Raw genomic sequence first — 22847 nt, 5'->3', positions numbered from 1 at the left:
GAGAATGGCAAGTAAAAAGGATTTGGTTGATGTAATGAAATCTCGTCGTCGGCTTTGGTCTCCGAGCGAGCTGTGTGATGAATTAGGTATTCACGTTTGTGACTTAGTTAGATTGGTTAAGGCGGCTCGCCGTTCTGGTGTGGATGTCCGGCATGAGAGTAGTGAACTGACGGGCTTCTCGAGTAAATACTGGTTAGCGGAGGGAGTCGAATGTTAAGTATCAGCGCCCAAACAGAGATGACAATGAGTAGTCGAGAGATTGCGGAACTGACAGGTAAGCAACACTCGCACGTTAAACGAGATATTGAACGAATGGTGACTGAGTTGAACCATCCAAATTTGGAGGGTTCCCAGTTTTGGCATAAAGGTAATCAGTACACTCAATATCACTTGAATCGCGAGCTAACGTTGACGTTGGTTTCTGGTTACAACACCAAGTTACGTCATTCCATTATTAAGCGTTGGGATGAGTTGGAAAGCGCAGGTAAACCATCTATACCGACAACGTATGCTGAAGCATTGCAGCTAGCTGCTAACCAAGCCAAAGAACTGGAAGAAAAGAACCAGGCATTAGCTATCGCAGAGCCAAAAGCCGAGTTTGCAGATGCTATTGCTGGAGCGGATAAAGGTGTGAAGCTTGGTCAATTTGCTAAAACAGTAGGCTTGGGGCCTGTCACTATTTTCCGTGTACTTCGCGAGTTAAAGATCTTTATGAGCCGTGGTGACTCTTACAACTTGCCGTATCAGGAGTTTGTAGAGCGTGGTTACTTTACGGTGAAGCAGGGTACTTACGAAACTAACTCCCAAACTCGGATCAGCCACACGGCCTTGATTACTGGAAAGGGTGAAATCTGGCTGCGCAAAAAGCTGTTGGAAACAGGTCACCTTAAGGCGGTAGCAGCGTGAGTCAGTTAGAGAAGTTGTTATTGCAACATATAAGAGCATTGAAGTTGGAAGCACCCGTGTCTGAGTATCGATTTCACGAGACACGCAGATGGCGCTTTGATTTTGCCTATCCCGATCAGCAGCTGGCTATCGAAGTAGAAGGTGGGACCTGGAGCAATGGTCGCCATAATCGAGCGAAGGGGTATGAAGCGGATTGTGAGAAATACAACACGGCAGCATTGAGAGGTTGGACTGTTTTGCGTTTTACCGGGGACATGATCAAAAAGGGTTTAGCGATACAGATGATTGAGGAGGCACTACGTGATTAAGGTAGATATCGATATTGTGCCGACTCTTAACGCGGCAGTGATCGCTCTGACACCAAATACTCAATCACTAAAGTCACTGCTGGTGGACGGTAAGATAGGTTTGGTGTCACCAGCACAACAATTGGTACCAGAAGACAGACAGGCCTTAAAGACAACCGATTCGAGTCTCGTGGCGTTTTTCTCGCATGAGGAAGTACAAAGCAGAATTGGCCCAACGCATCAGTTTGTGGATTCTATCAACGAATGCCAGTTAAAGGACTCGGGTTACTGTGACCACAATTTGAAGACCCGTAAAACAGGCGAAGGCGCGGTAAGGCTATGCTGGCATCATGATCTTCAAGGGGATAGTGACCCAAACCTTTACTATCACATTGCCCGAATGAACAGTGTTGTCCATGGCCTGCAAGCGGTGTCTCGTCAGTTACATGGCTATCAAAAGCCGATTACCGATGTTGACCTGTGCTGGTGGGCGGTACGGAACGGTGTGTATGAACTGCTTCCACAATCCGTTATAGATCGCCAGTTCAAACGAGAGGCTACAGCTAAGCGACTAGGTGCTAAAGGTAGAGTCGATACTGATGCCAGGTATGTGGTTGAAAGCCAGCGCGACCAGCTCGAGCGTTTAGCAAAGCCAGTTCTAAAGCTAGTCATCGATGACGATCCACCAGCGATGTACTTAAGAAAACCCAAGCCAATTCGATGGGAGAGCGAGAAGTACCTGTCATTCGTCCGAAAGTTACCCTGTCGCGTATGTGGTAAGACTGCAGGTATTGCCCATCACTTAATCGGCCACGGGGAAGGGAAGATGGGAAGTAAGGCTTCAGATATGTTTACCTTCCCGTTATGTAATGAACACCACCAGCAACTTCATCATGATGTGAATGCCTGGGAACGGATGCACGGTGATCAACTTTGGCATGTAAAGGAGACGATTAATAGAGCGTTGGTTGTAGGGGCGGTGGGGTGAGCTAAGAGAAATGAGTCAGAACTCAGTCTGCCAGGCCTTAAACAAGGATACGATTAAAGCCGACTGTTGCCCTAAGTCGGTTTTGTGCGATTTCTACTTCGTTACTTATTCACATGCTGTTAATGTACTTTTGCGCTACTAAAAGTAATCCACTCTTATAGTGCTGTTGAATGTGAATTCCTTGAAGTTATACGGGGTGAAGTCCTACTTTTTCGCATCACTACAAAGTACCTTACACAATTCGCTTGTGATAATTTTGGTTTCAGATAGATTGTATGCATAGTATTTAATAAGGTATGGAATTATATGGTTACGTCGGTAAGACGCTGGTTTCTATGTACTCTGGTTGTTGGTCTGTTACCTTCCATTGGGCGCTTTATTATTTGGTTTTTTTCAATGGAGCCTACAATCGCAGCATACTCTGTCACTGATTTAGTTAGCTTCGGTTTTATCCTTCATATTTCGGTTCTTAATGAAGTCCATCGTGGAACAGCCAGTGATGAAAGTTGGAAGTTTACACATTTCTGGCTTTCTGTTGTTTCTATTGTGCTCTATAGCTTTGTATATATATCCACTATTCAAATTGAAAATGGCACTGCGCTTGATATCTCAAAAGTCGAGTTTGTTACTTTTGTACTTGTATTTGCATCGGCCTTTCATGGTTATAGCGTTTTGACGAAACTCGATGTTGAAGCAGATGAACAACAAATTACTGAGGGGAAGGCATAATGTTTACATTTTTCGACATCTTTGTATCTCTAGCGGTAATTTTTTCATTAGTATCAGTTGTTATTAGTATTCGTTCGATAATAGCGACAAGAAATAAGCACTACGCTGACTTTAAAAAGCGACACTCAGAATTTACATCTCAACAGCAGAACGAGAAGGAGGGTTCAAAAAATGATTAAGAATTTCGTCTATGTCGACGAGTACAAAATGTATTCTTTATCGTCTCAACTTTTTGCTGGTATCACGGAGTCTTTGGTCGAAGACTCTATCAATGGTACCGCGTCTAATGAAGAGCAAAAAGGTCCAATTGCAAGCGGAGAAAAGTTAGCAAAAGCAATTACTAAAGAAGCTAGAGTAACACAGAAACGTTCTCTTAATGACTATGCATACACCTTATTCGAACAAAAGCTTTTCGATCACGAAAAAGTATTGGTGCTAGACAAGGATAATATTGGTTCTGAAATAGAAAAACTCGGTGACTTTTCATTTGTTAAGCTAACAGGAAAAGTTGTATTTCACGATGTTCAACGTTTGAGAGCTATGATTGAGAGTTTTAATAGTTTTGGTGAGTCTATCACGTATGTCACCACTCATGCAGAACGATCTAAAGTCAAAGCTGAGTTAGAGGCTTCGCCTAAAACTTCCGCACAAAAAAGAGCTCTTCGCGAACTTGGCAATATTAAAGAGCGAGCGACGAGTTCAGGCCTACAGCAGGACGAACGTTTTTTGAAAGAAATGAGTTATTTACTAGGTTACGGTTACTCGGACTTGTTGGAAGTTCAGGTCAGATTAGATGGGAGACTGTTTAGTTGTCCACTAGATAGAGAGTGTTTGAGAGAATCCATACAGAGTTTAACCACAAAATATGCTAGACATACTGGAAAGGAGTTTTCAATTCTTGGAATTGTTACACAGCATTCTACAGAAGAACTTCAGATGGATGACGGCGATAAAACTTCTATAAAAGAAGCATTGTTTAACATGGTCAATCATTTAGCTGCAGTAGAATCTAACTATACTGGAAGACTCGAAAATGAAGTTGTAATAGAGCCTGTCGCAATATATTCAGAACTTTAGTCTAGTAGTGGCTACTAAGTTACCGTAGCCACGTAATTTCTACTTTATCAACTCTCTGTGTAACGAGTTAAAGTTGCTCTACTAGCGCAGCCAAACAATGTAAGCCGCAAAACCTACTCTGTTCGCCTATGAAAACTTTAGTGAACTCCATGTTAACTCTCCTGTTAATGTGTACTTATTGCAATACATCTAGAAGGAATTGAGATGAAGGTTGGTGCATTGTTTCATATCAATATTACATTTAAATATTAGTAACTCGATTACAGAATTTAAACTAAGTTATTGAAATTTAGCTAATTTTTAGTGTTGGTTGCATCTTGGGCATTCACATAGGCACTTATATACAAATCATACCGCTCTTGGTGTCTGGTTTACGCTTTTATTCGAGTATTGCTTCACGTCTTCATCGTAAAACCGAGTGAGATAAGTTCTGTTTAGGTACGTTAATGTGATTAGCTCGCTAGATATCAAAGTGATGCTGAGCTACTTTTTTATATTATTCCTAGAATACGGTTGGTTGGATATTAACATGCGTAAGTTACTTACAATATTTTTTCTCATAACGCCATTTGCTGCGTCTGCTGGTTTCGTTCACCCAATGGACTTCAATGGCAGTGATTCACAAAAGCAAGAAGTCATCCAATATATCCAGGACAAAGTAAAGAACGACTACTGTGGAGCGATCGACATGTGTAACGCTACGACGCTAAGGATGATGGAGCAACAGAATCTACAGGCTTTTAAAAAAGCAACTCAAGCTCAGAATCGTCAGATTATGGATCGTGTCATTCATGATTACTGTAGTAGTGGGTTAGATATGTGCGATTACAATACGATTATGATGATGTATGAGCAAAACGAGCAGGCTAGTAAACAAGAACTGAGTTGGTAGATATAAAAGGATTGAATAGCCACCAAGAGCTACACCGCGATATTAACATCTGGGAACATCAACACGGCGATCAGCTCTGGCATGTGAAAGAGGCTATCAATATGCTTTTGGCTGTGGGATGAGTATATTATGAGGGAAGTAATCACCGTCCCTCATAAATGGTTAGGCCGCATTTTATTTAGTAGCTAAGACCCTTCTTTTTTCATGACCATCAATAATTTGGTCCATGTCACTTTCGACTAGAGTGGAAATTAGTTGTTTGGTAACACCGTTTTCTTCTGTTTTACTAATGAAGTGGCGCCATTGTTTAATAAAATACAATTTGTTTTCCAATAGCCTCGCTGATATTAGCGTAAGGTCTTCTTTACTAGTTATAGTACCATCACGACTGTTCTTTTTTGCATCTATTTCAGAAATATTAAATTCAGGGATGAATTCAAATATTGGAATATAGAAAGGTGCCTTATCGTATTCTTTAAACTGAATCGAATCCGTAAATCGTGCAACTTCATCCTCTAAATCAATAAGGTGAACATTCTTCCCAAAAGCTTCACGCTTGTACTCTGCAAGAATGGCACAGTGGTTGGTTGAACTATTTTTATAGGAGTTACTTTCGAAGAGGTTCCCTAAAGTAAGGTGTTCTAGAAATTGATAGCGGGTAATTAACCGCTTGTAGTCGATATATGGGTCGTCAATACCTTTTGGACAGTAACAATTTACTGCTAGTAGGTATAGCGTGTTATCAGAAAGCATCGACCTTACAAAGCTGGCATACGATTTTTCTTCTTCAGTGACTCGGCTAGAGAATAGTTTATCGTTGAGCTTTTTTTCATTACTAAATTCAACAGCAATAAACTTAAGTAATTGGTAAAGTACTCGAAAATACCTACAGTGTTTAGGTGAATCATGAATCTGGTTGTAATGCTCCTTAATGCCATTCATGTAAGTACTAAACCGTAAATCATTTTCTTCAATAGACTTTAGAATTTCATTATGTGTATCAAGTAGGGAGTAGAAGGTGCTATCGAACTTCTCACGTTTTGCTGTCTGTTGAATATCCTTATTTTGCGTTTGCAAAGCTGTAGCTTGAGCTCTCTGAGCTTCTGAAGAGTTGTGTAACTCTTGTCGAGTCAGTTCTAGTTCTTCCAAGGATAACTTATGAGCCTTGCTTTGCTGAAACAATGTGTAAAGTAACCCCATGTAGGATAACAGTGCAATAACGGGTGTCCCTAAGTTATTAAAATAAGGACCGAAAGTGTTGAGCCAAGCAATATCAGCTATTGATGTATTGATCGTATTTGCATTTGTTCCTTGGGGTAAGTGCTCTGGGAAATAAAACCATAGCCAGACTAGCCATGTTAAGCCGATGAAAGCTAAGATTAAAAAGGTTTTAGGATTAGCCTTTTTGTGACTAGATAAGTTTGGGTGCTCTTTGTGAAATTCGTCGATACTTTCGTGCAGTGATAGTGTCAATTCATACTCGCTGTCTCTAGATATTTCTTGGCAGAAACTGTCCAGGTTAATCTTGCCTTTGAAACGATTTTCTTCTTTTGTACTGGTATACTTTATACCTCTGTACTCTGCATTTATTTCCAATTTGAGTTACCTAATAGACCAAATTCTTATAGATTTAATGAGGTAGGGCCCAACTAAGTTGAGCCCTGGCAGTTATTTTTCGCAGTCGCAAACTGGTATTGGAAATACTCGCCCTGTCTTAGGGTAGATAGTTCTTCCATCTTTAGTGGTTATTGATCGTCTAAAGATAAGTTCACAAGGGTTGCCGCATTTTGGGCACGTCGTTGAAGCAGCCATGTTGGCCTCCAGATTATAGTTAAGTTAGTAATAGCCCCTAGCCTGTGGGTAGAGGCTAGAGGTAGTTACTTACCGCAGTTATTGCAGTGAGGAATTACTAAGCAGCGTTTACCTTTTTTCGGGTAGATCACTTTGCCATTCTTAATCACATGACTGACAAAGCTAACCTCGCAAGGTTGCTTACACTTAGGGCAGTATCCGCTTTTCATGGCGTCACTCTCCGTAAGTTATGAGAGATTCACCGCACTAACGTGTCTTGCGTTTTAACGCAAAAAGTCTATAATCTGGATTGTCAAGTACAGATTCGACTCGGTTAACTCTCGGGTTAGAATTATCCCTAGCTATAGTTTGGTCGCTTGAGCTAAGGTGCCTAATTAGCCCCATTCCATGGTCATTGGTCGGGGCTTTTTACATTATTGACGGTCTAACTTTCATAGAAGTCCCTCCTTTCTGTATCGTGAATAAACGTATCCAGCAGATTCAAAACTGATTCCGAATTTTTGTTCTATATCTCTTGGTGAGTTGACACCTTCAAGTTGACGCGAGTCTACTAGAAACTCACTAGCAAAGGTGTTAGCTTGCCATTCAGCATCTTCGGTGTAGTGATGGTTTGATGGGGTTTGAGCGCGAGCGAACGCTGGATTTGTATTGCGATGTAGTAATACATGCCCGAGTTCATGAGCAAGAGTAAACTTGTCTCTCGGACTGCCATCTAGAGCTGCATGGTATACACTTTGACGGCATTTAATGATGGGCTTAGTTGTCGTGTGGTCCCCATTAGGTAGTGACACGGCATATTCACTTTTAAGTTCATGGTTTTCGACTAATATGAACTCTATCTCGCCTTTGTCTCTAAGAAAATCCAAAAGCTCTGCAATAGGTAGTACTATTTTTCCAAAGCGTTTGTGATGCACCAATTGGTCTCGAACTTGGTGAGCAATAGCTCGTATGTCGTAAGTAGACTGCTTCGGCACTTTATTACATAGTTTACGGCTTTTTTGGTGCATCTGTGTTTCCTTAATTCATAATAATTTCCTGAACAGATTTAAGCTGCTCATCTGAAAGCTCATCGAAAGCTCTCGCAAACATAATCATTGTTTCACGTTGCTTATCGTTACCTGATGTTAAATCTGTTTTTATAGCTGGCTGAGAAATGTCTATTAGCTTTTCAATTTCTTCAACGCTAGAGACACCATAAATATCAACTATGTCCTTTGCCAAAGCTGGCTGGATCGTACGCTTTCCAAGCTCCATGGCAGAAAGTTGTGCAGAGCTGACTTTAAGAGACTCAGCCATCTCTCTAAGTACCAATTCGTGCTCAACTCTTAGTTTCCGAAGAAACTTACCAAATGCTGTAACCATAATTTAACCCTCGCCTTAAGCACATTTTATAATGCACTGAAACCATTAGACTACATTTGCCTGAAAAATACAACCGGATTTCATGAAATAAATTCTACAAAAATTGTAGAATTAAATTAAGTTATTGTAATTTATTGTTTTTATCTCATTCTTGTGTGACGAGAACAGATTCATATTGCCATGTTATTTAAGTGTCATATGTTATGCTGTTTATTTGAACAGTATTATTTATGATAAGCCTAAGATTAGGAGATGACATGGGGTTGGTGACGAACATAGAAAAATGGCCTATGCCAGCGGCAATTGGTATGGCTACGGAAGGCATCAAGGCAAAGTACAATGACGGCTCTGGTGGTGGTGGAGGTTTCGGGGCTGCTGACTACCAAATGGCATCTCGAATTGATGGCGCAAAAGTACTTTTAACGATAGATAGAATGCAAAAGAAAGCAGCGCATTTGGCCGACTGGAGTCTATACGCCTACGCCTCACCACTTTGGAACTCGAAAGAAAACAAGACGCGCCTGGTTGAAAGTGTGTTGAATGATTGGGTCGTTCATTCATCTGAGCAAGGCGTGATTGTTCAGAAGCGAACCTATCTCAAAGTTAAAGCGCTCATTAGTACTATCGCTGGTAATATTGCGCTTGAGCAATTGGCTGGGGCTCAGACTTACTTCGATCATGATGGTATTCAATATACGCCCAGCGTTAGCCGTCAGTTCCTAATCAAAGCGCTGGTGGAAGTAGATTGTAAAGACAAGAATATTGAGTCTGATGGGTTCAGAAAGAAACGTACTCGCTACTACCAAAACCACTGGTCTGAATGGGAAAAGCACATTGAAGTGATTCGTACCTTGCTGATTAACTACGACAAGTCTGCGCGAAAATTATTCAAAAAAGAGCTTGAAAATAAAAACGGGGCAATTTAATGTATATATATCCACTATGGATAAGTACACAGTATTGAAAATGACCGCCACTTAGGCGGTTTTTTTGTGCCTATCATAAATTCTCGAAAACCTCGCCTCGGCGGGGTTTTTTCATTTTCACCCAAGCAAAAGGGCACTCCAGTACGGGGGTGAGTATGCGTATGAACGAAAAGATATCCAGCGCCCTATCTTATTTTTGGAATGGGGTAATAGGAGTGTTTGGGTCTATATCTGCAGATGGTTATACGGTGCTGATTGCTTTGGCTGGCATGCTCATTACTGCCTGGATTAATAACTACTGGCAGAAAAAGCGCTTTGAAAAGGACTATGGCGATGAAGCACCTTAATTCTGCAGTCAAGATGTTAGCAGCCGCAGGAGCTTCGGCTCTTATTATGGCGACAGCAATGGTAAAGCCAATGGAAGGCGTTCGGTATACTCCTTACATCGATGTCGCTGGCGTTCAAACTGTTTGTTACGGACATACAGGAGCAGGCATCATTTCAGACAAAGTCTACTCACAAGCCGAGTGTGATGAATTGCTCGAGTCTGACTTGGCTGATGTTAAGCGAATGGTCGACCCAATGATTCACGTTGATATTCCTGAGACGACACGAGCTGCTCTCTACTCTTTCACGTTTAACGTTGGCATAGGCTCATTCTCACGCTCGACGTTACTAAAGCTGCTCAACAAAGGTGAGTGGCATGCAGCATGTGACCAGCTTAAACGATGGGTATATGCAGCAGGCAAACCATGGAAAGGATTGATGAACCGACGAGATATCGAGAGGGAAGTATGCCTAATGCAAAGCTGACCGTATGGGCGACAGCTATTGCGGTAGTAGTGGTTGCGACGCTCTCGGCAGCATTGTTCGTGGAAAGCAGTCGGGCTGATATCGCTGAAAGCCAGCTAACCTTGGTAAAGAGTGAGATTCAGGGCTATATCGCAGTGTTACACCAGCAGCGAGTTCAAATTCAATCCTTCAACCAATTGGGAGAGAAGCATGCAGCAGAGTTATCCGCAGCAAAAGAAGAAATTGATCGTCTTAGCGATAGTCTCAGCACTGGCTCTAAGCGGGTGTATGTCCAGGCAGATTGCCCAGCAGTGTCCGAAGCCACCAGCACCAGAAGCGTGGGCAATGCAAACCCCCCAAGACTTGGAGCCGCAGCTGAACAAGATTATCTACGTCTCAGGCGAATGATGATTGAGAACGAGCAGCAGACAAAGTATTTGCAAGATTACATCAGGACTCAATGCCTAGCAGAAGATCAATTAGATCGCGGGTCCTTTCGAGCACCCTGAGCGACCACGGGGGCTCGACCTCGCAGAAAAGCTCTCGTTAAAAATTTTTTTATTTTGGAGGTTTCCGGTTTCCGGTCAAAAACCATGAATGAGCGAACTATTCAACCCGAGCAAAAAGTTCACGCAGTTGGACATAGCGACGCTTCTTGGCATTTCATCTAGACAGGTCCGAAACCTTACGCAACAAGGGGTTCTGCCTGTCGCCAAAGGGCGAAATGGTATCGATCCTCTTGCGTGTATCCATGCTTACATTACCTATAAATCGCAATCAAAAGCCTCTGATTCAAAACCGGAAACCGAGCAAGAAGATGAGGAAGCGTTTGCGAAATTAGAACGCGATCTCAAGATAGAGGAACGGCGCGAAAAGTTGGCGATGCTAAAAGCCAAGCGCGTACTGTTTGAAAAAAGTTACGCACCAATAGACATCATCGTCGACACCTTAGAACAGGTATGCGCCAGAGTGGGCACACGCCTCGACACCCTCCTTCCGAAACTAAAGAACGCATGGCCCGACATGCCACCCGAAGCGGTGGAAGTTTTAGAGGCCGTGATTGCTGCTGTATTAAATGAGTGTGCCGATGTTCAACCAAACCTCTCCGATTACATTGACAGCGATCCAGACGAAAGTCCGTCGTGGCTTGATGGGGATGAGGAGAACAATCGCCATCAAGGGAGCGGAGTGGGCCAATAAGCATTTCCGGTTAGCTGCTGGTTCTTCTCAGGAAGAAGGCTTTTGGGAAACACTGCCTTTGCAGGTTGTGCCACTCAACATGATGTGCAACCGCGCTATATCCGAGCTGACCATGCAAAAGTCGGCTCGTGTTGGCTGGTCCAAGTTGGTCATAGCAGCAAACTCTTGTCTGCATGCTCAGTTCAAAACCAACACCGTGATATACGTTCCGACAGAGAACGACGCAAAAAACATCTCTGTCACCGAGATTGATGCTGCTTGGCAGGAAATGCCAATCATGCACCAAATCTTCCCAGCCTTATTCGCTAAGGACCACCGAAACACCGTTTCCTACAAACAGGGAACAGGCTGGTCGCTGCATGTCCTCGGCACATCCACACCGCGAAACATGCGCGCTCTGACTAAAGGCGCGCTGTTTGGTGATGAGATTGACGGATGGGATTGGGAAGTCGGTAAAGAAGGTAACCCTATCGATCTTGCGCGAATGCGCTTGGAAGGTGCCGCTTTCCCGATGGCAAGGTGGGGAACCACACCAACCAATACAGGCGAGTCGCACGTTGAACGCCTAATGGCAAAGATGGAGCTGACTTTCCGCTTTTATCTGCCATGCCCACACTGCGGAACCGAGCAGGTTTTAGAATGGGGCAGTAAAGAAGATAAACACGGCTTCAAGTGGGACAACACTCAGCCAAGTATCGAGAAAAAATCAAAGACGGTTTATTACAGCTGCGTTCATTGTGACGACCCTATCTACTACAAGCACCTCTACAAGATGGAGCTGGCAGGTCGTTGGATTGCTGAAGATGGCACATGGACACGCGATGGCCATGAGTTCTTTGATATAGACGACAACCCAGCGCCAACGCCAAGCAGCGTCGGTATTCACATTTGGTCAGGATACAACACCAAATTGAGTGCAGGTTGGCGCGGCATAGTGCGTGACTTCCTTAACAAGAAAGACGACCCAAGTCAGCTCAAAACGTTCGTCAACCTAACGCTCGGTGAGCTTTGGGATGGTGAGAACGGAGAGAAGCTAGATTGGGAGCATCTCAAGTCGCGCCGTGAAATATGGTGGGCCGAGAGTCGCACCAGTAACCCAGTGCCTGAGCGAGCCGTGGTTTTGACCGGAGGCATTGACACTCAGGATGACCGCATCGAGCTCTTTGTGTGGGCGTGGGGACCAGGTGAGGAATGTTGGCTTGTTGAGCACATCGTTCTTCTCGGGGATTTATCGAGCCAAGTATTAAAGGATGCCACCGGAAAAGCGCTGTATCGGACCTACAAAAAGCGTAGTGGCCAAGTGATGGACGTTCAGCTTTGGTGTTGGGACGCCATGGGCCATAAAACCGATGACGTTTACCAGATGAGTCGAACGCACGGCGTGATGTGGGTGATCCCAATCCAAGGTGAGAACCAATACGGCAAGCCGATACAAAACTTCCCTCGCAAGAAAAACAACAAAAAAGTCTACCTCACTAGGTTAGGTACCGACGGTATCAAGCAACGACTTTACAGCCGTTTAGGTTTAAACCCGAAAGGTGATGAACCTGTGCCTGGATGTGTTCACTTTCCACTGGATGATGACATAGCCGGTGATGAGTTTTTCAAGCAGCTCTGCTCAGCCAATAAAAAGTTGGAACATGACAAGTCAGGGCGACAAGTTTGGCGATGGGTGAAGCAATACCACCCATTTGATGAAGCGTTAGACGGATGGGTGTATGCGTATGCGGCACTCAACATTCTCACTCAACGGTTCGGTCTCGAACTGGAAGAGCCGCAACCCCAACAACCTCAAGAACAACCACAAACACCCGGTCTCAGCATCGCTGAGTTAGCCGCGAGATTGAAAGGTGGAACAAGATGACAAAACAAGAAATGTTGCAACAGGCCGAAGCCGCCTTTCATAGCTTGCAAACAGGAAAGATGGCGGTTTCCGTACAGAAAGGAGACCGCAAAGTTGAATACAGTCGAGCCAACATCCATGAACTTCGCGCCTACATTGATGACTTGCGTGGACAGTTAGGATTGAGCTCAGTTCGTCGTCGCGGCCCAGCAGGAGTTTCATTCTAATGACACACACCGGACTACTGGCTGCAGATGGTCAAACACCATTAAGAGATGCGGTGTATCGAGCTGGCGGTTCAGGGTTTGGTGGCCAGATGAGCGATTGGAACCCACCGTCAAAATCGGTAGACGCTGCTTTCTTGCCTGTCATGAGACAGGCGAACGCCAGAACAGACGATGTCACGCGCAATAACGGTATTGCTGCAAACGGCATCCAGCTACACAAAGACCACATCATTGGCTCTGAGTTTCGCCTCAGTTACAAACCGAACTGGCTATTGCTCGGCATCGATCCAGACAAAGGGTTCGTGCGTGAAGTGGAAGCCATTTTTCGTGACATCGCCGAAGACCCGAACTGCTTTATCGACGCAGAAGGTCGCCGCACGTTCACCATGATGATGCGAGAGGGCATTGAAACGCATGCTCACACGGGCGAAATCATGGCGAAGCCTGAATGGATAGACCGTCGCCATTCGCACTTTTCAACCTGCATTCGCATGGTCGCGCCACGCAAGGTTAACAACCCCAACTACATGATGGACAAACCCCATCAGCGTGGTGGGATGCGCTTCAATCGACATGGCGAAGCCATTTCCTACTTCATTGAAGAAGGAGCCGATAACTTTGGCTCGCCCAAGAAATGGCGTGAAGTACCGAAGCGTTTACGCTCGGGGCGCATGGGGTTCTTGCATATCTTTGAGCCATCGGAAGGTGGGCAATGTCGTGGCGTGAATAAGTTCTTATCGTGTTTAGAGCAATTGAAGATGCTCGACACCTTACAGAACACCACGTTACAGCGAGCGATTGTCAACGCCATGTACGCCGCCAGTATCGAGTCAGAGCTTGGAACGGACCAAGCGATGGAGTACTTGTTCGGTGCGCAGCAAAATGGCGCGGTCGAAAAGATGCTAATGACCTACGGCGATTACTACGCCACCAACGAGGTCAAGTTCAACGGCGTCAAACTGCCTCACCTCATGCCAGGTGACAAAATCAACCTGCACAGCGCAGGGAATGCTGATAACGGATTCGCGGCCTTGGAGCAATCCATCATCCGCTACGTTGCGGCTGGATTGGGCGTGGATTACGCGCAGCTGTCGCGCAATTACGCGCAAATGTCTTACAGCACCATTCGTGCTTCGCACAACGATTCATGGCGTTACTTCATGGGTCGACGAAAAATCATTGCTAACCGATTCGCCAGCCAAATCTTCGCACTCATGTTCGAAGAAATGATCTTGCGTGGCTACATCAAGCTGCCAAGCAAAGCGCGATTCAACTTCTACGAACGCCGCAACGCTTGGACCAAGTGTGACTGGATTGGCTCTGGTCGACTGGCCATCGATGGATTGAAAGAAGTAAAAGAAGCCGTACTGCGTATCGACTCAGGTCTATCGACGTATGAGAAAGAGCTCGCGCTACTCGGTGAAGACTATCAAGAAATCTTTGATCAACAGTTGGCAGAGATGGAAGAGCGCAAATCGAAAGGTTTGCCACCGCCAAGCTGGATGAAGCTACAAGCGTTAGCACCGGATAACCCAAGCGAGAGTTCAAATGAATAATTTACAACACCTAATCAGCAACACATTCAACAGGCCGCTCGCCTTAGAAGCTGGTTACGCTCGGGTATTTTTCTCGGCGCTCAGCCAACGTCTCGGAAATGTGGTCCAGATAACCGACACCGAAGGGCAAATCCTGCGTGAGAACGACATGAAAAAAGTCGCTTCTGGCTTTTCTCGGACTCGTAGCAGTAACCGCAGCTATCAAGTCTCTCAGGGTATCGCCATCATTCCGATTGATGGTTCGCTGGTTCATAAGTATGGCCATATCAAACCCTACTCGGGGATGACAGGGTACGACGGCATTATGCACCGCTTGCGAGAAGCGGTCGCAGATCCCGAAGTCAAAGCCATTTTGCTGGATATGAACACACCAGGCGGCATGGTCGCAGGTTGTTTTGACTTGGCTGACAAAATCGCAGAGATGCGCAAAATCAAGCCTATCTGGTCCCTCGGTTACGACATGCACTGCAGTGCAGGCCAAATGATTGCGAGTGCGTGCTCAAGGCGCCTCATAACTCAAACGGGCATAGCAGGCTCGGTGGGCGTGATTATGGCGCACACCAACATCGAGAAGATGCTGGATCAGCAAGGCGTGGAAATCACCCTTGTGACGGCAGGTGACCATAAAGCCGATGGCAACCCTTACCAATCTCTACCGAAAGAGGTGCGAGAGAAATGGCAATCCGAAGCAGAGAGCACACGTCAAATGTTCGCAGGTAAAGCCGCCGAGTACATGGGCGTCGACATTAAAACCATTTTATCGACTGAGGCGCAGGTCTACGAAGGCCAAGCCGCAGTGGATGTTGGCTTCGCAAACGAAGTCGTCAACGGTCTTGATGCCGTTCAGATAATGGCTGAACAGTTCAAGAAACAACAAACCACCTTTGATATGGGAGCCGCTATGACGGTGCAAGCAGAACAACAACCAGTCGCAACGGGTGAGCAAGGCAATCCACAACAAGCCGCCGCTCCAGCGACTCCACAAACTCCAGCTGAAGAACAGCAATCCACTCCAGAACAGCCACAAGCGAGCGCGCAAAGTGATGAGTCCACGGACCCAGCCACAAAAGAGCGTGAACGCTGCATGGGCATTATTGGCCTAGAAGAAGCCAAAGGGCGTGAAGCGCTCGCGCAGCAACTTGCCAGTAATCCAAAGATTAGCGTCGATGAAGCCAAGGCCTTACTTGCTTCAGTACCAGTTAGTGCCACTGCGCAAAACGAGTCGGCATTAATGGCACTGGCCTCAGAGCACGGTGAGCCTCTTGGTGATGATGTTGGTTCCGGTAATGTCACCGAAGAACAAAAGAACATCAAAGCGCTAGCGTCTTCATACACACGCATTTAACAAGGAAACTCGCATGTTAGAACAAACAGAATACACACCAGATGAGCTGTTTATTAGCGCACCAGTCACGGCGCGAGCAACCATCAAAACGGGCGTATCTTTTCCTGCTCGAACCCCATTAATGGTCGACGCGACTGACGCCGCCACTTTGGTGGAATGGGACGGTACACCAGGTAAAGCCATCGCTATCTCGGCTCGTGATGTGACGAATACAGGCAGCGACCAAGAATCGACAGTTTACCTACAGGGTGGCTTTCGTATCGGTTTTGTGAACTGGCCAGATACGGTCACAACCAACAAGCAAAAACGCGCTGCTTTCCTTGGCAGTCCAGTTTTCGTAGACGACGAATACTAATTCGTCGTTTTCTTTGAATTCAGAAAAAAAAGAGCTTCTTATGCCTGATAATTACACCACTCGCGAACTGCTTGGAGCCATTCAAGAAGCAGGTATTCGTCGCGACAACTTCTTCATGCGCTTCTTCTTCCGTGAGATGTATACCTTCGATACGGAAAAAGTCGACCTCGACATGATCCCAAATAAAACCAAGATTGCAGCATTTTGCTCACCGATGATTGGTGCCGCAATAGACCGCAATCAAGGCTTTAAAACCTCAAGCTTTAAGCCTGCATACGTGAAGTCAAAACACGCAGTAACGGCAAACCAAAGCGTTAAGCGCCGACCAGGCGAGCCAATCACAGGCTCTATGTCGGCAGGTGATCGTCAAAACGCGATTGTGATGCAAAACCTCGATATCGAAGAGCAAGCGGTTCGTGACCGTGAAGAGCTGATGTGTGCCGAGATGGTGTACGACGGTAAAACCGTTATCGACAGCCCTTACATTGATAAGCCTTACGAAATTGATGCAGGCCGAAATGCGGACAACATGATCACGCTTCTTACGGCGGCTCAGTGGGCGAATCAAGACTTTGCTACCTACGACATCGTTGGTGACATTGAAACTTGGGCGGCGATTTCTGAAGGCCTGACGAATGTCATCATTACCGATCCTAAAACGTGGGCGTTGATGCGCAAATTCGAGAAGTTCAATGACGCGCTGGAAACTCGTCGTGGCTCTAACTCTCAGCTTGAAACCGCGCTAAAAGACTTAGGTGCAACGGTTAGCGTTAAAGGCAATCTTGGCGATGTCACCATCATCGTGGTGGATGAAGAGTACATCGACCGTGACGGCACAACGAAGAAAGTCCAACGCGACTTCACGTTGATTCTGGCGCATACCGAACTGCGCGGTGCGCGTCTGTACGGTCAAATCCAAGACTTATCCGCTCAGCGTGAAGGCTTTGATGAAGCCGAACGCTACGTGAAAGATTGGACGGAAAATGGCGATCCAGAAGTTCGCTATACCAAAACGGAAGCCGCCCCTGCGATGTACCTCATTGACGTTAACAAAGTTGTTGTCGTCAAAGTCGGTTAATTCTGACCACCACTAACGAAAATCAAAATGGGTCCACGGACCCATTTTTACTTTGGAGCCAATCATGAGCCGAAAAGAAAACCTGAAAAAACGTGTTGATGAGCTTTGCAAAGAGCTCGGTATTACTGAACCGCAATATTCAGACAAAACGACCGAAGCCCAGCTAAATAAAGTCATTGACGATTTGGAAGCCAAGTTACCAGACATGGACGAATCCGATGATGAAGCACAGTCGCAAACGCAAGGAAATGACGCTAACCATACTGCCAGTGATCAAAGCGAACAAACCGAGAGTCAAGCCAGCGAAAAATCGGAAGTGCTTATCGGTGCTGCGGTCGAATTACCCGACGATGCCACGGTTCTAGACGATGGTGAGCCGCCAGAAGTCAACGCCGATGAAAAAGGTAATGTGCAAGTTCTCGTGGATAAGCCGTTTCAGTGTTTGCAAGGCCAAAAGACGGTGCTGCTCAAACGTGGCGATAAGCCGTTTTTAGATGAAGAAACCGCGATGGAAGCGGTAGACGCAGGCTTGGCGTATTTCGTCGCGACGATGTAAGGCCGCTTATGTTTGATAACGAATTCGACCAGTTAATGGAAGAGGTGGATAACACGGTTTCTGAAGCGTTTGGTGTCTGGGTGAAAGTCAATGGTGGAGAACCTATCAAAGCCATTTATGACGAATCCCTAAACCAGTTTGACGCTATGGCAGGCATCGCTCGCAAGCTGACATTTAAGAAAGCAGACAATGTCAGACCGAAGAAGGGAACACCTATTGAGTTCGTTTCCTCGGGCAGAAAGCTCACTGTCACCAGCGGCCCTTATCCAGAAGACGGAAATATTGTGGTGATCTTATGAATAGCATTGATCGGGAATTGGCGGTAGCCGTTAAAAACCTTTCTTCATTACAAAGTAACGCGGTACCGAAAGCCAGTGCAATGGCGATTAACCGTGTGGCTGCTCGAGCTGTTTCTCGGTCAGTGAAAGACACCGCGAAAGCCGTTCGTATCAAGCAAAAAGTTATTCGCCCTCGCGCGTCGATAACAAAAAAGGCCACAGGGAAAATGCCAGTGGCTTTTGTCAGAGTGCGCAGGTTCGATGTTCCTGCCATCTCTATCGATACGGCTAGAACCCAAATTCGGCGCAAGCGAGGGCAATACCAAATCAGCCGAGTTAACCGAGGCCGAAATGGTCGCTACCAAAAGCGAGAGCTATCCGGTAACACCGCCATTGTTGTCGGTCGGCACCGCTTCGAGAACGCCTTCTTACAAAAGCTGAAGAACGGTCGTTGGCACATCATGCAACGTGTCTCGGATGCAAGGCATCCCATCAAAGTGTGCAAGGTGCCAATCGTGAATGAAATCACCAAAGCATTTAAAAAGCACAGCGATGAGTTGCTTCGAACGGACATGAAAAAAGAGCTGTCCAGCGCGATGAAGCAACAAATCCGCTTGGTTATTCGCAGAGAGGTTGGTCGTGGAAATTAACAACGCCATACGCAAACAAGTCGTAGCTGATTTGAAAGCAGGGTTAGTCGATGAGACTGGCGAGTCAATCATAGCAACGTTTTTTAATGGCAACCCCAGATACATCGCGGTTCCCGAATTTGAAGCTGAAGAGAATGATACGGACATCCCTGCCATTTCAGTCTCCCTTTCTGAAGGTCAATGCGTTGAAGAAGATTTTGAAGAAATTACATGGCGCTCTGATCTGACTATCAGAATCTACCTGGTTGCAGATAACAACACGGAGCAAGAGCTCGACGCATTAGGTGAAGAAGTTCGCAAGATCATCACCAAACACTACACCGCCAACGGTCTTCTCGGACTCTGTAATCGTCAATCGTTTGGATACGGACAAGACGAAGAACAGCCTTGGGGAACGCTGGACTTGGTATTTACTATTGAATACACCGAAGAGGTTTAATCATGTCGGACCCAACTCAAGCAATTAAAGGCGCTGGTACTACGTTCTGGCGCAAAAAAGACGACCAAGAACTGCTAACGACGGCAGATTATCTTGATGACGCCAAGTGGGACAAGGTAGGCGGTATCAAAGAGCTTCAGCCAGGTGAAATCACCGTGGAAGATGAAGAAGATAACTACCTAGACGATCCTGATGCGGACTGGGCAAAGACCACGCCAGGTCAAAAGTCAGCAGGCGAAACCAATTTAACGATCGTTTGGAAGCCAGGTGAACCTGGTCAACAACAACTTGTTGATGATGTCGAAAACGGAACGGTTACTGAGTATCGCTCAAAATACCCAAATGGGACGGTGGATGCCTATTCTGGCTACATCAACTCATTGGGTAAAGCGGTGACGATTAAAGAAAAGATCACTCGCTCAGTCAAATTCAAAAACGTTGGCAAGCCAAAACTCGCGGAAATGCTGATTGCTGAACAAGCCGCTGGCGCAGGAGCATAATAATGACACAGGTTTTTTTGAAGAAAAAAGAAGTGCCGATTGATGAACAGATGGTCACAATTACTCAGCTATCTGGTTTAGATCGACTGAATTACATGGATTATTGTGCAGAAATCCCAGAGCCAGAGAGTCCAAATAAACCACCAGAAGGGGCAACGCAAGAAGAACAAGAGCGTTATCTTCTTGAGCTTAAGAAGTATTCGAATGCATGGTTTAGACTCAACTTTATGGCTCAGGCACGTTTAGTCGCGTATGGATACCCTGGAGACTCTGATAATATTGATGAGCGTCATCAACAGATCATGTCCATAATGTCTCCACCACAGGTTGAAGCTCTTTATCGTGAAATCGCATTGTTCTCTGGGCTATCCATTCCAGGTCAAGAAGAAACGGCTCCATCAGATAATTCGGAAACCACCACTACCACTGAAACCGCTACGACTGAAGAAACCACCACTCAGGAACCCACCGACCCAAAAGTCTAATTCGGGATGAAATTGAGTTTGCCATGGACCTTGCCCGAGAGTTCGGGCAAGTCTGTTGGCGCACCTTGTTGGCTTCCATTAGCGGCGAAGCCGTTGTGGAGTGGCGTGAATACTTTTCAAAACACGGCTTCAAGCACCAGATGGACAATCTGCGCTTTGCCGTAACTTGTTCTTCAAACTGGAATGTCACGGCCATGGCCGCAGGGTGCAAGGACGAAAGCGTCCTCAGAAGCTACCATGACTTCCTGCCAACCTTAGAACATCCCGAAGAAGAATCGAAAGAATACACCGACGAAGAGCTGATGGCGTTGAGCGCATCGGCAGGAGGAGTTCGCCTTGAGTGCCCAGATAGCTGATTTTAATATCCGCTTCAATACTGAAACCGCCAAGTTTCAGAAAGATGTGGATTACGCCAAAAAGATGCTGCGTGGCTACACCAAAGAAGCCAAAGCGGCGAACGACTCAAACTTATCATTAAGCCGCTCTTTAGAGCAAACCGCAGACCGCGCCAAAAACGCAGGTCGCGGCGTGTTAGATGCTGCAGGTTATGTCTCGGCAGGCATTGGTGCCGTCACAGGTGCCACGGCTTACCTCATTACGCAGCAGGCGCAACAAGCGCGCGAAATCGAAAAGATGGCTACCGTTGCTCAGGTATCGGTCCAGCAAATTCAAGCCTTGGGATACGCCTCTGAGCAGTTCAATATCAGCGGCGAAAACATGGCCGAGATACTGAAGGACGTTAACGATAAGCTGGGCGACTTTACCGAAAATGAAGGTGGTGAATTTGCCGACTTCATGGAGAACATCGCGCCAACAGTTGGCCTGACCATTGAGAAGCTGCAAGAGCTGTCGGGTCCCGATGCGTTGATTGCCATCAAAACGGCGATGGACCAAGCCAACGTTCCAATGAAAAGCCAGATATTTTATCTGGAGAGTATCGCGAACGATGCCTCAGCCTTGATGCCATTGCTCGATAATCAAGGCAAAAAGCTCTTTGAGCTGACCAAAAAATACGACGATTTGAACGTATCCATGTCGGAATATGACATTGAGAAGTTCAAAGAGATGGACCAAAAGCTCAAAGATACTGGGCTTAAGTTGCAGCGCTCTTTTGCTAATGCCGTGCTTGGAGCCAGTGATCAGATTGATTGGTTCAGCGATAAGCTAGCTTACTCAATCGACTATTGGGGAACACTGTTTGATAGTTGGTCAGACACACCAAGAACGGTCGATGGGCTAAGCCAAAAGCTGTCAGAATTAAGGTCAGAGAGAAAAGAGCTTAGTGACGAGTTAAAAGAGGTAAACCGTACCTTTAAAGAGTACGAAGGTATTGATGTTGACAGCTTACTGCCTATAAACCCTCTTGGTCGTAGTGAAAACGAGCTATTCAACCTCAACTCTGATTTTGGACGATTAACAAAGCAACTTGATGAGCTCGATGCCGAGATAGCGCGTCAGCAAAAACGCTACAACATCATGCGAACTGGCATGAACTATGACACGCCGCAACCAGGTTTAAAACCTGAAGGCGACACGCCAGACAGAGTATTACCGAAAGACACCGCAGGTTTAGAAAGTAAGCAGTCTTCTGGCGCATCGCGCCTAGCGTCGCTCGATATGCAGTACGCAAGTGAGCGTGAAAAACTCATGTTAGCGCATGAGCAACGCTTGCGTGACATCGAAGAAATGCAGGTGTCTGAGCAAGAGTTGAAGCGTCGTGGCTTTGATACTTTGGAAGCGTTAAAAACCGAGTACAGCGATCGCGAGAAAGAGTTCTTTAGAACCTCACAAGCCGAGTTTGAAGCAGAGCAAGAAGCGGCGCTGCAACGTTCTGTCGATGCATTCGCTCGCAGTGAAAACGCCAAAACCGAAAAGGCAAAAGTCGAAGCTGAAAAACGGGCGTATCGTGAAGAGCGCTTGATGCAAGAACGCGTTCGAGGCATGAGCAACTTCCTCGGTCAAATCTCTCAGCTACAAAACAGTGAAAACAAAAACGCCGCTCGTATTGGTAAAACCGCAGCGCGTTTCCAAATCATGCTTAACGCTTACGAATCAGCGTCAGCGGCATACAAATCTCTGGTTGGTATTCCTTATGTCGGTCCTGGTCTTGCTGCGGCAGCGGCAGGTACGGCGATGGGCTTTGGTATCTCCATGGCCAGCAAAGTCGATTCAGTCTCGAACATGGCGCACAACGGGATATCCGAAGTGCCGATGTTGGGTGGCCGAATGGAATCCGACTGGACGCTGAAAGCTGGTGAGCGCGTTTACACCAATGAGTCCGCGAACCGAATCGACCAAATGTATAGCGCCATCATGGCCATGCAGCGTCAGAAGTTCGCGATGAATGATCCAAGCCTTGCTTCGGCCAAGGCAGGGTTGGCCGTTGGAGGTCGTAACGTGGTGAACATTTACGGCGCACCAGAGGGAGCGAAAGTGAGAGAGCGCCAAGGTGACAATGGTGAAAACATCACCGATGTCTTTTTGGAAGACCTCGATTCTGACGGACCAATGTCTCAAGGGATCGCGCAGCGCTTTGACCTCAAGCCAGTGGGAGTATAAGCACT

The 22847-nt window shown here is 46.1% G+C and carries 29 protein-coding genes; 26 read left to right on the top strand and 3 right to left on the bottom strand.

Features of this window, described 5'->3' with window-relative positions; translation table 11 throughout:
- The first annotated feature begins 4 nt into the window (after positions 1-4).
- From R7044_RS10060 to R7044_RS10030, 7 genes are all read left to right on the top strand, one after another.
- Complete coding sequence (locus R7044_RS10060) at positions 5-217, top strand: hypothetical protein (RefSeq protein ID WP_005376941.1); 213 nt, start codon at positions 5-7, stop codon at positions 215-217.
- On the top strand, positions 211-906 hold the full coding sequence (locus R7044_RS10055; RefSeq protein ID WP_225455544.1) for a phage antirepressor KilAC domain-containing protein: 696 nt from the start codon (positions 211-213) through the stop codon (positions 904-906). Before R7044_RS10060 ends, R7044_RS10055 begins: the two co-directional genes overlap by 7 nt.
- On the top strand, positions 903-1214 hold the full coding sequence (locus R7044_RS10050; protein ID WP_225455543.1) for an endonuclease domain-containing protein: 312 nt from the start codon (positions 903-905) through the stop codon (positions 1212-1214). Before R7044_RS10055 ends, R7044_RS10050 begins: the two co-directional genes overlap by 4 nt.
- Positions 1207-2181: a DUF968 domain-containing protein gene (locus R7044_RS10045; RefSeq protein ID WP_225455542.1), complete on the top strand. Its 975-nt coding sequence runs from the start codon at positions 1207-1209 to the stop codon at positions 2179-2181. The genes R7044_RS10050 and R7044_RS10045 overlap by 8 nt, the downstream gene beginning before the upstream one ends.
- Before the next feature lie 306 nt (positions 2182-2487).
- Positions 2488-2910, top strand: coding sequence for a hypothetical protein (locus R7044_RS10040; protein ID WP_225455541.1), 423 nt, complete (start codon positions 2488-2490; stop codon positions 2908-2910).
- Between the two features lie 171 nt (positions 2911-3081).
- Positions 3082-3987 (top strand): hypothetical protein, encoded by a 906-nt coding sequence (locus R7044_RS10035; protein WP_225455540.1) that lies wholly within the window; start codon positions 3082-3084, stop codon positions 3985-3987.
- 529 nt (positions 3988-4516) lie between these two features.
- Positions 4517-4879 carry a hypothetical protein gene (locus R7044_RS10030; RefSeq protein ID WP_225455539.1) on the top strand — a complete coding sequence of 121 codons (363 nt, stop codon included), beginning with the start codon at positions 4517-4519 and terminating at the stop codon, positions 4877-4879.
- 174 nt (positions 4880-5053) lie between these two features.
- Here R7044_RS10030 and R7044_RS10025 read toward each other — a convergent pair whose 3' ends face one another.
- The 3 genes from R7044_RS10025 to R7044_RS10015 form a co-directional block, all read right to left on the bottom strand.
- Positions 5054-6475, bottom strand: a complete 1422-nt coding sequence (locus R7044_RS10025; protein WP_225455538.1) for a putative phage abortive infection protein — start codon at positions 6473-6475, stop codon at positions 5054-5056.
- 647 nt (positions 6476-7122) lie between these two features.
- Positions 7123-7698 carry an ImmA/IrrE family metallo-endopeptidase gene (locus tag R7044_RS10020; protein WP_225455537.1) on the bottom strand — a complete coding sequence of 192 codons (576 nt, stop codon included), beginning with the start codon at positions 7696-7698 and terminating at the stop codon, positions 7123-7125.
- A 10-nt stretch (positions 7699-7708) separates the two neighbouring features.
- Positions 7709-8053 (bottom strand): helix-turn-helix transcriptional regulator, encoded by a 345-nt coding sequence (locus tag R7044_RS10015; RefSeq protein WP_140131099.1) that lies wholly within the window; start codon positions 8051-8053, stop codon positions 7709-7711.
- A gap of 257 nt (positions 8054-8310) precedes the next feature.
- On the opposite strand from R7044_RS10015, the gene R7044_RS10010 reads away from it, so the two are divergent.
- From R7044_RS10010 to R7044_RS09920, 19 genes are all read left to right on the top strand, one after another.
- Positions 8311-8979: a hypothetical protein gene (locus tag R7044_RS10010; RefSeq protein ID WP_225455536.1), complete on the top strand. Its 669-nt coding sequence runs from the start codon at positions 8311-8313 to the stop codon at positions 8977-8979.
- A 155-nt stretch (positions 8980-9134) separates the two neighbouring features.
- Entirely contained in the window at positions 9135-9326 is a 192-nt protein-coding gene (locus R7044_RS10005) for a hypothetical protein (RefSeq protein WP_005376950.1), read from the top strand.
- Positions 9313-9792, top strand: coding sequence for a lysozyme (locus tag R7044_RS10000; protein ID WP_193269700.1), 480 nt, complete (start codon positions 9313-9315; stop codon positions 9790-9792). The genes R7044_RS10005 and R7044_RS10000 overlap by 14 nt, the downstream gene beginning before the upstream one ends.
- Complete coding sequence (locus R7044_RS09995) at positions 9774-10280, top strand: lysis protein (protein ID WP_225455535.1); 507 nt, start codon at positions 9774-9776, stop codon at positions 10278-10280. Before R7044_RS10000 ends, R7044_RS09995 begins: the two co-directional genes overlap by 19 nt.
- 88 nt (positions 10281-10368) lie before the next feature.
- Positions 10369-10971, top strand: coding sequence for a terminase small subunit (locus R7044_RS09990; RefSeq protein ID WP_140144400.1), 603 nt, complete (start codon positions 10369-10371; stop codon positions 10969-10971).
- A complete protein-coding gene (locus R7044_RS09985) occupies positions 10859-12835 on the top strand; it encodes a terminase gpA endonuclease subunit (protein ID WP_225455534.1) in 1977 nt (658 codons plus the stop codon). The genes R7044_RS09990 and R7044_RS09985 overlap by 113 nt, the downstream gene beginning before the upstream one ends.
- A complete protein-coding gene (gene gpW / locus R7044_RS09980) occupies positions 12832-13041 on the top strand; it encodes a gpW family head-tail joining protein (RefSeq protein WP_005424556.1) in 210 nt (69 codons plus the stop codon). The genes R7044_RS09985 and gpW overlap by 4 nt, the downstream gene beginning before the upstream one ends.
- Positions 13041-14597 carry a phage portal protein gene (locus tag R7044_RS09975; RefSeq protein ID WP_213874740.1) on the top strand — a complete coding sequence of 519 codons (1557 nt, stop codon included), beginning with the start codon at positions 13041-13043 and terminating at the stop codon, positions 14595-14597. Before gpW ends, R7044_RS09975 begins: the two co-directional genes overlap by 1 nt.
- Entirely contained in the window at positions 14590-15942 is a 1353-nt protein-coding gene (locus R7044_RS09970) for a S49 family peptidase (RefSeq protein ID WP_213891821.1), read from the top strand. Before R7044_RS09975 ends, R7044_RS09970 begins: the two co-directional genes overlap by 8 nt.
- A 13-nt stretch (positions 15943-15955) precedes the next feature.
- On the top strand, positions 15956-16297 hold the full coding sequence (locus tag R7044_RS09965) for a head decoration protein (RefSeq protein ID WP_005376958.1): 342 nt from the start codon (positions 15956-15958) through the stop codon (positions 16295-16297).
- Between the two features lie 40 nt (positions 16298-16337).
- Positions 16338-17375 carry a major capsid protein gene (locus tag R7044_RS09960; RefSeq protein WP_025500506.1) on the top strand — a complete coding sequence of 346 codons (1038 nt, stop codon included), beginning with the start codon at positions 16338-16340 and terminating at the stop codon, positions 17373-17375.
- Between the two features lie 64 nt (positions 17376-17439).
- A complete protein-coding gene (locus tag R7044_RS09955; RefSeq protein ID WP_193263088.1) occupies positions 17440-17931 on the top strand; it encodes a hypothetical protein in 492 nt (163 codons plus the stop codon).
- 8 nt (positions 17932-17939) lie between these two features.
- A complete protein-coding gene (locus R7044_RS09950) occupies positions 17940-18230 on the top strand; it encodes a hypothetical protein (protein ID WP_005376961.1) in 291 nt (96 codons plus the stop codon).
- The gene (locus R7044_RS09945) at positions 18227-18859 is read left to right on the top strand and encodes a phage tail protein (RefSeq protein WP_171343091.1); all 633 of its coding nucleotides are present in this window, start codon (positions 18227-18229) and stop codon (positions 18857-18859) included. The genes R7044_RS09950 and R7044_RS09945 overlap by 4 nt, the downstream gene beginning before the upstream one ends.
- Positions 18849-19298, top strand: coding sequence for a phage tail terminator protein (gpU, locus tag R7044_RS09940; protein ID WP_025500501.1), 450 nt, complete (start codon positions 18849-18851; stop codon positions 19296-19298). Before R7044_RS09945 ends, gpU begins: the two co-directional genes overlap by 11 nt.
- A gap of 2 nt (positions 19299-19300) precedes the next feature.
- Positions 19301-19798, top strand: coding sequence for a phage tail tube protein (locus R7044_RS09935; protein ID WP_225455533.1), 498 nt, complete (start codon positions 19301-19303; stop codon positions 19796-19798).
- Between the two features lie 2 nt (positions 19799-19800).
- Positions 19801-20283 (top strand): hypothetical protein, encoded by a 483-nt coding sequence (locus tag R7044_RS09930; protein ID WP_225455532.1) that lies wholly within the window; start codon positions 19801-19803, stop codon positions 20281-20283.
- Between the two features lie 23 nt (positions 20284-20306).
- Positions 20307-20639 (top strand): phage tail assembly protein T, encoded by a 333-nt coding sequence (locus tag R7044_RS09925; RefSeq protein ID WP_225455531.1) that lies wholly within the window; start codon positions 20307-20309, stop codon positions 20637-20639.
- Positions 20620-22842, top strand: coding sequence for a hypothetical protein (locus tag R7044_RS09920; protein ID WP_225455530.1), 2223 nt, complete (start codon positions 20620-20622; stop codon positions 22840-22842). Before R7044_RS09925 ends, R7044_RS09920 begins: the two co-directional genes overlap by 20 nt.
- The last annotated feature ends 5 nt before the right edge of the window (positions 22843-22847 follow it).

It is taken from the genome of Vibrio sp. 1402, from assembly GCF_033340275.1.
The sequence above is the reverse complement of the archived record's forward strand: the minus strand, read 5'-3'. Positions and strand labels throughout refer to the sequence as shown.

Bases quoted from the DNA above. Each gene is read 5' to 3' on its own strand.
- R7044_RS10060 (WP_005376941.1), top strand. From the start codon at position 5: ATGGCAAGTAAAAAGGATTTGGTTGATGTAATGAAATCTCGTCGTCGG.
- R7044_RS10055 (WP_225455544.1), top strand. From the start codon at position 211: ATGTTAAGTATCAGCGCCCAAACAGAGATGACAATGAGTAGTCGAGAG.
- R7044_RS10040 (WP_225455541.1), top strand. From the start codon at position 2,488: ATGGTTACGTCGGTAAGACGCTGGTTTCTATGTACTCTGGTTGTTGGT.
- R7044_RS10035 (WP_225455540.1), top strand. From the start codon at position 3,082: ATGATTAAGAATTTCGTCTATGTCGACGAGTACAAAATGTATTCTTTA.
- R7044_RS10030 (WP_225455539.1), top strand. From the start codon at position 4,517: ATGCGTAAGTTACTTACAATATTTTTTCTCATAACGCCATTTGCTGCG.
- R7044_RS10020 (WP_225455537.1), bottom strand. From the start codon at position 7,698: ATGCACCAAAAAAGCCGTAAACTATGTAATAAAGTGCCGAAGCAGTCT.
- R7044_RS10015 (WP_140131099.1), bottom strand. From the start codon at position 8,053: ATGGTTACAGCATTTGGTAAGTTTCTTCGGAAACTAAGAGTTGAGCAC.
- R7044_RS10010 (WP_225455536.1), top strand. From the start codon at position 8,311: ATGGGGTTGGTGACGAACATAGAAAAATGGCCTATGCCAGCGGCAATT.
- R7044_RS10005 (WP_005376950.1), top strand. From the start codon at position 9,135: ATGCGTATGAACGAAAAGATATCCAGCGCCCTATCTTATTTTTGGAAT.
- R7044_RS10000 (WP_193269700.1), top strand. From the start codon at position 9,313: ATGAAGCACCTTAATTCTGCAGTCAAGATGTTAGCAGCCGCAGGAGCT.
- R7044_RS09995 (WP_225455535.1), top strand. From the start codon at position 9,774: ATGCCTAATGCAAAGCTGACCGTATGGGCGACAGCTATTGCGGTAGTA.
- R7044_RS09990 (WP_140144400.1), top strand. From the start codon at position 10,369: ATGAGCGAACTATTCAACCCGAGCAAAAAGTTCACGCAGTTGGACATA.
- R7044_RS09985 (WP_225455534.1), top strand. From the start codon at position 10,859: ATGTTCAACCAAACCTCTCCGATTACATTGACAGCGATCCAGACGAAA.
- gpW (WP_005424556.1), top strand. From the start codon at position 12,832: ATGACAAAACAAGAAATGTTGCAACAGGCCGAAGCCGCCTTTCATAGC.
- R7044_RS09975 (WP_213874740.1), top strand. From the start codon at position 13,041: ATGACACACACCGGACTACTGGCTGCAGATGGTCAAACACCATTAAGA.
- R7044_RS09970 (WP_213891821.1), top strand. From the start codon at position 14,590: ATGAATAATTTACAACACCTAATCAGCAACACATTCAACAGGCCGCTC.
- R7044_RS09965 (WP_005376958.1), top strand. From the start codon at position 15,956: ATGTTAGAACAAACAGAATACACACCAGATGAGCTGTTTATTAGCGCA.
- R7044_RS09960 (WP_025500506.1), top strand. From the start codon at position 16,338: ATGCCTGATAATTACACCACTCGCGAACTGCTTGGAGCCATTCAAGAA.
- R7044_RS09955 (WP_193263088.1), top strand. From the start codon at position 17,440: ATGAGCCGAAAAGAAAACCTGAAAAAACGTGTTGATGAGCTTTGCAAA.
- R7044_RS09950 (WP_005376961.1), top strand. From the start codon at position 17,940: ATGTTTGATAACGAATTCGACCAGTTAATGGAAGAGGTGGATAACACG.
- R7044_RS09945 (WP_171343091.1), top strand. From the start codon at position 18,227: ATGAATAGCATTGATCGGGAATTGGCGGTAGCCGTTAAAAACCTTTCT.
- R7044_RS09935 (WP_225455533.1), top strand. From the start codon at position 19,301: ATGTCGGACCCAACTCAAGCAATTAAAGGCGCTGGTACTACGTTCTGG.
- R7044_RS09930 (WP_225455532.1), top strand. From the start codon at position 19,801: ATGACACAGGTTTTTTTGAAGAAAAAAGAAGTGCCGATTGATGAACAG.
- R7044_RS09925 (WP_225455531.1), top strand. From the start codon at position 20,307: ATGGACCTTGCCCGAGAGTTCGGGCAAGTCTGTTGGCGCACCTTGTTG.